The organism is uncultured Alistipes sp. (assembly GCF_910580175.1).
Classification (GTDB): Bacteria; Bacteroidota; Bacteroidia; order Bacteroidales; family Rikenellaceae; genus Alistipes.
In genome coordinates, this window is record NZ_CAJTXD010000002.1 from 69,567 (window position 1) to 80,853 (window position 11,287).

The 11,287-nt window shown below is 59.9% G+C and carries 5 protein-coding genes; all 5 read left to right on the forward strand.

Features of this window, described 5'->3' with window-relative positions:
- Positions 1 to 57: 57 nt before the first annotated feature.
- Positions 58 to 3,330 carry a TonB-dependent receptor gene (locus QZ298_RS02695; protein WP_296005196.1) on the forward strand — a complete coding sequence of 1,091 codons (3,273 nt, stop codon included), beginning with the start codon at positions 58 to 60 and terminating at the stop codon, positions 3,328 to 3,330.
- Between the two features lie 21 nt (positions 3,331 to 3,351).
- Positions 3,352 to 5,415 carry a RagB/SusD family nutrient uptake outer membrane protein gene (locus QZ298_RS02700; protein ID WP_296005197.1) on the forward strand — a complete coding sequence of 688 codons (2,064 nt, stop codon included), beginning with the start codon at positions 3,352 to 3,354 and terminating at the stop codon, positions 5,413 to 5,415.
- 80 nt (positions 5,416 to 5,495) lie between these two features.
- Entirely contained in the window at positions 5,496 to 7,064 is a 1,569-nt protein-coding gene (locus QZ298_RS02705; protein ID WP_296005198.1) for a pectate lyase, read from the forward strand.
- A 13-nt stretch (positions 7,065 to 7,077) separates the two neighbouring features.
- Positions 7,078 to 8,958: a hypothetical protein gene (locus tag QZ298_RS02710; RefSeq protein WP_296005199.1), complete on the forward strand. Its 1,881-nt coding sequence runs from the start codon at positions 7,078 to 7,080 to the stop codon at positions 8,956 to 8,958.
- 220 nt (positions 8,959 to 9,178) lie between these two features.
- Positions 9,179 to 11,278, forward strand: coding sequence for a hypothetical protein (locus QZ298_RS02715; protein WP_296005200.1), 2,100 nt, complete (start codon positions 9,179 to 9,181; stop codon positions 11,276 to 11,278).
- The last annotated feature ends 9 nt before the right edge of the window (positions 11,279 to 11,287 follow it).

Sequence of the window (11,287 nt, forward strand, 5' to 3'; positions counted from 1 at the left end):
AAATGCGGAGGGGACTCCGTATGGAACGAACCGAACACTAATCTAAACTAAAAATTTATGAGAGCATCTCTACAACGTGTCGCAATGCTGGCTTTGACCGCATTGTTCTGCATGGCGGCGACGGTCGTGTCGGCTCAGAACCGTACCGTCACGGGTACGGTCGTCGGGCCTGACAATCTGCCGGTCGTCGGTGCTACGGTATTCGCCACGGACGGCCAGAAGGTCAATGTCCCGCTGGCCGGTACGACGACCGATGCCAACGGCCGCTACTCGTTGAGTATCCCTGCCAATGCACGCGCTATCTCGGCGCAATTCATTGGTTATGAACAGCAAACGATTTCTATCGGGGGGGGGAGAAACGTCTATGACTTTTCGCTGAAAGACTCCTCCGTGATGATGGAGGAGGTCGTGGCCATCGGTTACGCCAAGGTCAAGCGTAAGGACGTAACCGGTTCTACGGTCTCCGTTTCGGGTCAGGAACTGGCCGCCGTTCCGGTCATGACCGCCGCGCAGGCCTTGCAGGGCAAGGCGGCCGGTGTGAACATCATCTCCACCAGCGGCGCCCCGGGCGCTTCGTCGCAGATTTCGATCCGTGGCGGTTCCTCCATCACGGGTTCGACCAAGCCCCTTTACATCGTCGACGGTTTCGAAATGGGCGACGCCCTGGAGAACGTCGACATCAACGACATCGAGACCATCGACGTGCTCAAGGACGCGTCGGCAACCGCCATCTACGGTTCGCGCGGTTCGAACGGTATCATCCTCATTACCACCAAGTCCGCCCAGAAGGGCAAGACCCAGGTCTCGTACAACACCTATTTCTCGTTCGACACGCTGGCCAACAGCATCGACATGGTTTCCGACGTCGAAGATTACGTCAAGTACCAGTACGAGTTGATGGCCTTGAACAACAAGCGGCCCAGCTATGCCGCCGTCTTCGATGACGGACTGGCCGCCGACAGCCCCGAGTTCGGCCCCGGCGTCTATTCGCGCATCGCCCAGCGTTACGGCAACGCCCGCGGCATCGACTGGCAGGAGCAGGTTTTCGGCGGTTACGCCCTGACCCAGAGCCACAACGTCAACATCATGACCGGCACCGATAAGACGCAGGTCATGTTGAGCTACAACTACAACGGCCAGGACGGTCTGTCGGTGGCCCAGGGCGCCTATAAGAATACCATCCGCGCCAAGGTGCAGTCGGAGTTGTGGAAAGGCGTGCGTCTCGACCTCAATACGAGCTTCAACAACAAGAAAGTGGAAGGCGCGGGTCTCGGTCTGCGCAACGTCCTGATGTCGCCCCTGCATGGCGGTACGATGTTCTCCGAGGATCACCTGCTCAACCAGCAGACGCTCCTCGACTACCGTGCCTACGACGATGCGTTCGGCGCTCTGAACCCCATCGTGCAGTCGTTGTCCACCGAGTCGGTAAAACGCAGCCGTTCGTTCAACGTCAACGCAGGTCTGGAGTTCGACTTCCTCAAATATTTTACCTGGCGCACGGCCGGCAGCTATTCGTGGAACAATTCCAAGAACAAGTCGTTCTCCGATAAGAATTCGACCGACTATCTGACCGACCCCGAAAATACGGGCATCAAGGGCAGCATCAGCAACAGCGAGTCTTATTCCTACCAGATTACCAATACGTTGAGCTACAACCAGACGTTCAACGAAAAACACAAGCTGGGCATCCTGCTCGGCCAGGAGACGCGTTACAGCGAGTCCGAAGGCAATTCGCTGTCGCTTAAGAAATTCCCCGATCCCAACTTCGGTCTCGACGACATCAGCAACGCCGAGGTTTCCGAGAAGAAGACTTCCCATTCGCGCAGCGGCATGGTGTCGCTCTTTGCGCGTGTGAATTATTCGTTCGACGACCGTTATCTGTTGACCGCCACGGTGCGCGGCGACGGTTCATCGAAGTTCATGACCGGTCACAAGTGGGGCGTCTTTCCCGCCGTGTCGGCCGCATGGCGCATCTCGGAGGAGAATTTCTGGAAGGATCACAAGGTGGCCGACGTCATCAACGGTCTGAAGCTCCGCGTGGGCTACGGTACGACCGGTAACAACAGCATCGATTCATACAGCTACAGCACCAGCCTCAAGCCGTCGTCCTACCCGATGCTCGACAACGAGAACCATCCCGTGTTCCTGCCCGAGGAGACCCTGGGCAACCCTAAACTGCGCTGGGAAACGGTCATCACGTCGAACGTCGGCCTCGAACTCTCGATGTTCAACAACCGGCTCAACATCACGGCCGAGTGGTACAACAACCAGTCGAACGACCTCTTGCTCAAGTGCAAGATTCCCGATGCCACGGGTTACAAGCAGCAGTACCGCAACGTCGGCAAGATGCGCAACCGCGGCTGGGAGGTTACCCTCAATACGATCAACATCCAGAAGAAGAACTTCCGCTGGACTTCCGACCTGAACCTCACGTTCAACCGTTCGAAAGTCATCAGCCTGAACGACGACCAGGAGGAGATGACTTTCAGCCAGGGCAGCAACCGTTCGGGTACGGTAACCTACTATGCTACCGTCGGTCAGCGTCTGGGCGACATGTACGGTTATAAGTACGACGGCATCTACACCACCGACGACTTCATCGAGCTGGCCAACGGCACCTTGATCGTCCGCGACGGCGTGGTGCGCCCCTCGACGGGCACCGTGCAGCCGGGCGACATGAAGTTCGCCGCCGATTCCTACGACGAAAACGGCAACCCCGTCTTCTCGCGCGGCAAGATGACCAAGATCGGCAACGGCGCGCCGCTGTGCGTGGGCGGTTTCAACAACACCTTTACGTTCTATGGCGTCGACCTCTCGGTGTTCATGAAGTTCTCGATCGGCAACGACATCTACAACGCTACCCGCCACAGCATGTCGCCCTACGCTTCGTTCGAGACTCCGCTGACCGAGTTCGGCACCAACTTCTACCGTATGATCGACCCCGTGACCGGCGATCGTGCCGCTTCGCTGGCCCGTCTGCGCGAGCTGAACCCCGATGAGGGCGCCCGCACCTGGAGCCTCTCGTCGGCCAACCGCGACAAGATTACCTACCCGTCGTCCTACTTCGTCGAGGACGGTTCTTACCTGCGCATCGCCCAGTTGACGGTGGGTTATACGTTCCCCCGTTCGTGGATGCAGAAGGCGCGCATCAACAAGGCCCGCATCTACTTCACGGTCAACAACCTGGCTACCATTACCGGCTACTCGGGCATCGACCCCGAGATTCCGGCCGCCGAGTCCAACGACAACGTGGTCATCAAGCCGGGTTACGACAGTTCGACCTATCCGCGTGCAAGAAGTTATGTTGTAGGTCTTAATCTGACGTTCTAATCACAGTTTACAGCAAGCATTATGAAAAAAGCATTCATCATATTTTCCGCCTTGGCCCTCGCAACGACGGGTCTGACTTCTTGTGCGGATTGGTTGGAGATGCCGCCTTACAACGAGACCAACACGGAGAAGATCTTCTCCAGCGAGGAGACGGCCGAAATGTACGTCGAGGGTTGCTACCGCGGCATGATTTCCAAGGAGATGTATTACCAGCTCGGTTCGGGCGACAGCGTGATCCACGCTTCGGAGGATGCCGCCGGCGGTTCGAAGAACGCGTTGAGCAACTTCTTCTACGACTCGAAGTCGCCCTATACCCTTACCACCAGTTATAAGGAGTCCTACCGCATCATCGAGGCGACCAACATCGGTATCGACCGCCTCTCGAAGATGCCCGAGAGCGACAAGCGCAACGCCCTGCTGGCCGAGTGCTACTGCATCCGCGCTTTCATGTACTACAACCTCATCCGCATCTACGGCGACATGCCTGCCGTATGGCAGCCCATGGAGTCGATGGATCCCGAAGCCGAAGAGACGTTCTATCCCCATCGTGCTTCGCGCGACGAGATCTACGATCATGTGATCGCCGACATGCTGGGTTCGATCGATTGCCTGCCTGCCAAGGCCGAGGGAGCCTACGGCGGTTCGGTGCAGCGTCTGACGCGCGACGGCGCCTACGCCTTGCTGGCCCGCATCGCGCTCTACGCCGCCGGCTACTCGCTCCGCTGGGATTTGCAGACGCTCGACCCCGCCACCATGAAGGTTGCGCGCCGCAGCGATGAGAACCGCGTGCGCGAACTCTACCAGATCGCCAGCGACGCCTGCGAGAAAGTCATGGGCATGGCCGGCAACGGCCTGGTGCAGCCGTCGGGCAAGATGACCGCCTACCAGAACTTGTGGTACAGTTACGACAGCCGTTCGTTCTCCACTTCGAACCTCGAAATGTTGTGGCAGCAGGCTTGCTACGGCAAGAACACCAACTCCGATTTCAACCGCTACGCCCACCCCGGCTGCCGCTATGGCATCTACGGCACCGAGAAGGCCATGCAGATCGTCCTGCCGACCTATTATCTGTCGTTCGACGAGAAAGACCAGCGCCGCGACGTTACTTGCACGCCATATAGCAGCTACTCCATGACCGGCAAGAACCTCGAAGACGTGGTGCTGGTCGGCACGACCTACTCGTGCATCACGCTCGGCAAGTTCCGCCAGCAGTGGCGCGTGCAGTCGGTCTCGGCCGCCAAGGAGATGAACATGGACATCCCCATCCTGCGTTATGCCGATGTGCTGCTGGGTTATGCCGAGGCGCAGAACTTCTTGAACAATGGCCCTACGGGTGCCGCCATCGATGCGCTCCAGCAGGTGCGTGCCCGTGCCGGCATCGGCGACATGGCCGTGCCGTCCGACATGGAGGGCTTTACCGAGGCGCTCGCCCAGGAGCGTAAATGGGAGTTCGCCGGCGAGCTGTGGCTGCGCACCGACCTCATCCGCATGGGCCAGCTTACCAAGCAGGTGCTCGCCACCCAGACTTCCATGCGTCAGCTGTCGGCCCAGGAAGGCGACTATTCCAATACGCCGACTTACCGGCTTTACAAGTTGACGGCCGATCCCCAGAAGTGGGCCGACAACTCGGTGCTGGCCATCGACCACATCGACATTACCGACCCCGCCGAAGTGGCTGTCGTATCGGTCGCACCCACTCTTACCGAGCCGGGCAAAGCCGCTTACCAGGCCGCTCTGAAGCCTATCGTCGAGGCGCACGGCTATGCGTGGGACGAGAAGGACAAGTGGTATGCCTGCAACATGTTCGAGGGTATGGTTTCCGACTTCAACAACAATTGCCGCAAGGCCGTCGGCTTTACCACCAACAAGGTGCACGTGGGCGTCAACATCGCCGAGTCGCCCACCGGCAAGAAGTTCAACAAGGACAAGTACCCCGTGTGGATCTACACCGATGACAATTCGGACGGCATCTACTACGGGTTCAAGGAGAATTGCTGCGAGCTGCTGCCGCTGGCCGATGCGTCGGCAGGGCATCCCCGCGTAGACAACCCCAACTTGAGCCAGCACCCCGGCTACCTCCAGTAAGCCGTCGGCAAGCATGTGCGGGAGCCTTCCGCGGAAGGCTCCCCATTAAAATCACAAACGAATAATCGAGTTTTAGAACCATGAAACGTTATATTGCATATATTATCTGCGCGCTGTTTACCGTCGCCTTAGGGGGAGGATGCGGCGACGATAAGACCGAAATCCGGGTCGTCGAACCCGAAGGGCAGTTCCCCGACTACGGCGAGACGCTGGCGTTCCCCGGTGCCGTAGGTTTCGGGCGGTTCGCCACGGGCGGCCGCGGCGGCGAGGTCTTCCACGTCACTACGACCGATCTGACTGGCGACGGCTCCATCTCCGACGCCGTCAGCAAGTCGGGCCGCATCATCGTCTTCGACGTTGCCGGCCGCATCGATCTGAACAAGGGAACGCTCGTGCTGAAGAGCAATCAGACCCTGCTGTTCCAGACTGCACCCGCTCCGGGTATCGTGATCTACAACGGCCGCGTTTCTTCGTCGGGCGCTTCGAACGTCATCGTGCGCTACATGCGCGTGCGCTGCGGCCGTCAGGTCGACAGCAAGGACAACATGGACGCTGCGGGCCTGGCCAGCGGCAAGGATGTGATCTACGACCATTGCTCCTTCACGTGGGGCACCGACGAGTGCTTCTCGATCAATACCGACAACAAGGGCACGCGTCCGCAGAACATCACTATCCAGAACTGCATCATCGGCCAGGGCTGCATGAACCACTCGTGCGGCGGTCTGATTCAGACCGGCGACAAGGAGGGTGTGACCATCTACCGCAATTTGCTGATCGACAACAAGACCCGCAATTTCAAGATCAAGGGTCTGAACCAGTATGTCAACAACGTCGTCTACAACTGGGGCAACGGCGCCGCCTACAACATGGGCGGCGACTCGGCGGGCCACTCCGACACGCAGATCGAAAACAACTACTTCATCAAGGGTCCGGCCTGGACGTGGGAGAACTTCGGCATCGACGACATCAAGGCCAAATGGCCCAACGACTGGGAAGCCATGCTTCAGAATCCCGACATTGCGAGCGAAACGACCCCGGGCAAATACTATGAGATCCTGCGTCAGGTGACGCCCACGCCTCCGTTCATCGGCGGCGACGGCGACGGCGATTTCGACACCTACTGCGTGGGCAACTTCTACGACGACAATCTCGACGGCCAGCTCAACGGTATCGAATTGACGCAGGAGAACTGGGATCAGTACTGCTCGGCTCAGCCCGTCTTTCTTTCGGCTCCCGCACGACTGCATCCTGCTCTGCCGGAAATGATGACGGCTGCCGAAGCCTACGAGTGGATCGTCGAAAACGTAGGCCCTACGCTGCCCGCCCGCGACCGCGTGGATGCCTTCATGCTTGAGGAGCTGAAGTCGCTGGGCACGAAGGGTACCATCCTGCGCGACCAGCGCAAGGCGCCCCAGTACCGCTATGACGATGGCACGAGCGTCTACAACGCATGGATGAACGATTTCGCTACGCCCGTAACGGTCGCTCCCGCCCTCGACACCGACGGCGACGGCATGCCCGACGAGTGGGAGGATGCCCACGGTCTGGACAAGAACGATCCGTCCGACGCCGCCAAGCTCGCCGAGAACGGCTACTCCAACGTCGAAAACTACTTCTTCGAGCTGGAAGCCAAGATTGCCAACAACTAATGCTTAAAAAACGATGAAAAAACAGATAATTTCGTGCGCCGCCGCGGCGTTGGCTTTCGTCGGCTTTGCGGGATGCGAAAAGACGAACATCGAATACGTTACCAAACCCACGACCATGACCGTCGGGGAGGTGGTCGAGTGCGAGTTGAACCCCGCGCTTCCCGAGCCGGGCGACAACCTCTACGTCAACGGTTATCGTTGTCCGATCCTGCCTACCGGCGAGGCCGGTTTCCACAACATCCCCGGAGCCGAGCAGTATGTGGTGCACACCCAGGAGGCCGTCATGGTCGAGGGCACCAAAGTCGGTTTCGGCATCCCTTCGACGCAGACCTACCGTGAGGGCGGTCTCTCCAAGGCTGCCTGCCCGCTCTATGCGCTTACCGACAATGCCGGGTTGGCGCATATCGTCTTCAAGCCCGCCGTGGGTGCTTTGAAAATCGTCATCCCGCCTTCGGGCGAGGAGGCGTTCAAGGAGATTTCCAGCGTCGAGATCACTTGCAAGGCTTATGTGCTGACCAGCGATTTGCAGGTCGATGCCGCTACGGACGAAACCTACATCTTGGGCAATGCCACGCAGAAACTGACAGTCAACGGCACGATCAACATCCTCAACGGCGCCGAGGTCTACTGCGCCATGCCGCCCATGCGGTTCCTCGAAGACCTGACCGTCAAGCTCGTCAACGAGAAGGTCACGCAGACGCTTCCCCTGAAGGTGCAGGGCCAGTACATCGAGCGCGGCAAGGCGTTGGCCGTCGCTGTCGAGCCGCAGTGGAAGGTGCTCACGCCCTACTACGGTTCGGCGAACTGCATCGTCGTAGCGCCCGGCAGCACCGAAGTCGAGTTCGATTGTGCGCCGCATACTTCCGAGTCGCTGACTTACGCCTATACCAAGAACGACAAGGGCGAGTTGCTGCCGCCCGCCGATGAGGCTGCCCAGCCGCTCGCATCCAAGGCCGAGGTGCTTTGGAACGACGTCTCCAAGGACTTCATCACAGGCGTGCAGCTGACCAACGGCAAGAAGTCGATCAAGGCCAAGCTCTCGGGCGAAAAGGGCAATGCGCTGGTCGCCATCCGCGATACCAAGGGCAATATCTTGTGGTCGTTCCACATTTGGGTAACCGACATCGCCGATCACGATTACGGCAACGGGTATACCGTCATGGATCGCAACCTGGGTGCCGTGTCGATCGTGCCGGGCACCTACCAGGCCAACAGCCTCCTCTACCAGTGGGGCCGCAAGGATCCGTTCCCCAGCGGCGATGCTTCGGCCAGCGCTTCCGCTTCCCACAAGCTCTACAAGGAGTCGGGCGAGACGTCGCTCGAAACGGCCGTGGCAAGCAACAGCACCAACGGTACGGTGGCTTATGCCGTGGCCCATCCTACGACCTACATCAAGTACAAGAGCAAGTCATCGTCGGGCAACTACATCGGCAACGACTGGATGATCGTCTACAACGATGCTTTGTGGGGCAACCCGACCGGCTTCGACAACCCCGATCCGTCGACCATCAAGAAGAGCGTCTACGACCCGTGCCCCGAGGGCTACATGGTCGCTCCCAACGACGTTTGGTGGAAGGCCGGTTCCGAGACGTCGATCTTCCCGGCCGAAGCCGAGTTCGGCGCCGGCGAGGGTTGGGTCGAGGTCAACAAGAACAAGGGCCTGCTCGTGACCATCAACGGCAACCGCACGTTCTATCCTGCTTCGGGTATCTACAACCGTTCGAACGGCAACCTCCAGGATATCGGTGTCGACGGTTCGACGCAGAAGAGTTGTCCCATCAAGACCAAGAGCAACAGCGGTTACATCATCGTCAAGGGCAAGAAGCCCGATGTGGCCAAGAAGGGCAATGCCCGCGGTAATGCTTACTGCGTGCGTTGCGTGAAGGAGAGATAGCGATTTTCCCGGTTTCCGGGTCTGTTTTCGGAAGATGGCTTCGCGCTGCGGCACGGGCCATCTTCTATTATCCGCTCGTTTTCGTTCGTTCGTGCGGTTTTTTTCTCCGAAAAAACGACTATATTTGTTACAGAATTTCGGCGTTGGCTTGGTTGCGAGGTGCGATCGGGCCGTGCGCCATCTTTCCAGGCCGGAGTTTCCGGCGAAGAACCCTTTCGACATGAATAGATTTTGGATTGTTTTGAGTGCTGCGGCCGCCTTGTGGACGGCCGGCGGATGTTCCCGGCAGGAACCCATCGACCGCGAAGCGCTCGTTGCCCGCAACAACCCGCAGGTCGTGCGTCTCGACTCGCTCGCTTCGCTCTCGGTGGGCAACGGCGAGTTCGCCGTGACGGTCGATGCGACCGGTTTGCAGAGTTTCCCCGAGTTGTACAGCAAGGGGGTGCCGCTGGGCACCCAGAGCCAGTGGGGCTGGCACAGTTTCGCCAACCCGGAAAGCTACACCCACGACGAAACGATGCGCGGCTACGACTTCGGCCGCGGCCGCACGGAGCCTTATTCTGTGCAGTTCAACGAGCCGGGGCGGCCCAAGCGAGCTGCCGACTGGTATCGCGTCAATCCCCATCGGCTCCATCTCGGAACCATCGGCTTCGAGGGACTGACGCCCGGGCAGGTGGAGCGTATCGATCAGACGCTCGACCTCTGGCAGGGACGCATCGACTCGCGCTTCATGGTCGACGGGCATCCTGTCGAGGTGACGACCGTCTGCCATCCCGAGCGCGACATGTTGGCCGCCGACATCCGTACGCAGGCCGCCTTGCCCGTGGTCATCCGCTTCGCCTATCCCACCGGCGGCCATTGCGACGACGCCTGCGACTGGACGCGCGACGAGGCCCACAAGTCGGAGTTGGTGGAGCAGGGCGACGGCCATGCCTTGATTCGTCGCACGCTCGATGCAACGACCTATTACGTCGACCTGCACTTCTCCGGAGCCGCCCTCGCGCAGACGGGCCGCAACCGCTTCGTGCTCACTCCCGACAGCGAGCACTATACTCTCCGGGCCGAGTTCTGCGCCGAGCCGCCCGTGCTTCCGGCGCCCGATACCGAGGCTGTCATCGCCGCTGCGGCCGATTATTGGCGCAGCTACTGGAGCGACGGCGCTGCGGTCGATTTCAGCCGCTGCAAAGACCCCCGGGCCGCCGAGTTGGAGCGCCGCGTGGTGTTGTCGCAGTATCTGCTGGGCATCCAGTGCGCCGGCAGCTATCCTCCGCAGGAGACGGGTCTCACGTACAACTCGTGGTTCGGCAAGTTCCACCTCGAAATGATCTGGTGGCACCAGGCGCAGTTCGCGCTGTGGGGCCGCGAAGAGTTGTTGGCCCGTACGTTGAAGTGGTATCCGTCCGTCGAACCCGTTGCGCGCGAAATCGCTCGCAGACAGGGTTTCGAGGGCCTGCGTTGGATGAAGATGACCGACCCTTCGGGCACCGAAGCCCCCTCCAAGGTGGGTTCGTTCCTCATCTGGCAGCAGCCCCACTACATCTATCTGGCCGAATTGGTCTACCGCGCCGATCCCTCGCCGCAGACGTTGGAGACCTACTACGATCTGGTGCAGAAGACCGCCCAGTTCATGGCTTCGTTCGCCGAGTACGACGGTCTGGGCAACCGCTACATCTTGCGGGGCGCCATTCCCGCCCAGGAGACTTTGCGGGCCGCCGAGACGGTCAATCCGCCGTTCGAGCTTTCTTATTGGCACTTCGCCCTCTCCACCGCCCAGAAGTGGCGCGAGCGCAGGGGCGAGGGGCGCAACCTGCAATGGGACGAGCTGATCGACAAGCTCTCGCCCCTGGCTGCCAAGGAGGGGCTGTACCTCGCGGCCGAAACCGCTGAAGACACCTACAAGGACATCCGCTTCACTTCCGACCACATGGCCGTGCTGGGGGCGCTGGGCATTTTGCCCAAGTGCCCGTTGGTGCGCGACGATCTGATGCACAATACTTTCGACTGGATTTACGACAACTGGAACTGGGGCCGCACGTGGGGCTGGGACTATCCCATGACGGCTATGAACGCCGTGCGTCTGGGCGAACCCGAAAAGGCGCTCGACGCCCTGCTGATGGATAAGCGTACGAATACCTATCTGGTCAACGGCCACAACTACCAGGATACCCGTCTACGCTGCTACCTGCCCGGCAACGGCGGTCTGTTGACCGCTGTGGCGTTGATGTGCGCCGGCTGGGACGGCTGCACGGTCGAAAATCCCGGATTCCCCAAGGACGGCCGTTGGGACGTGCGTTGGGAGGGACTCAAGCCGATGCCTTAATACCGATCA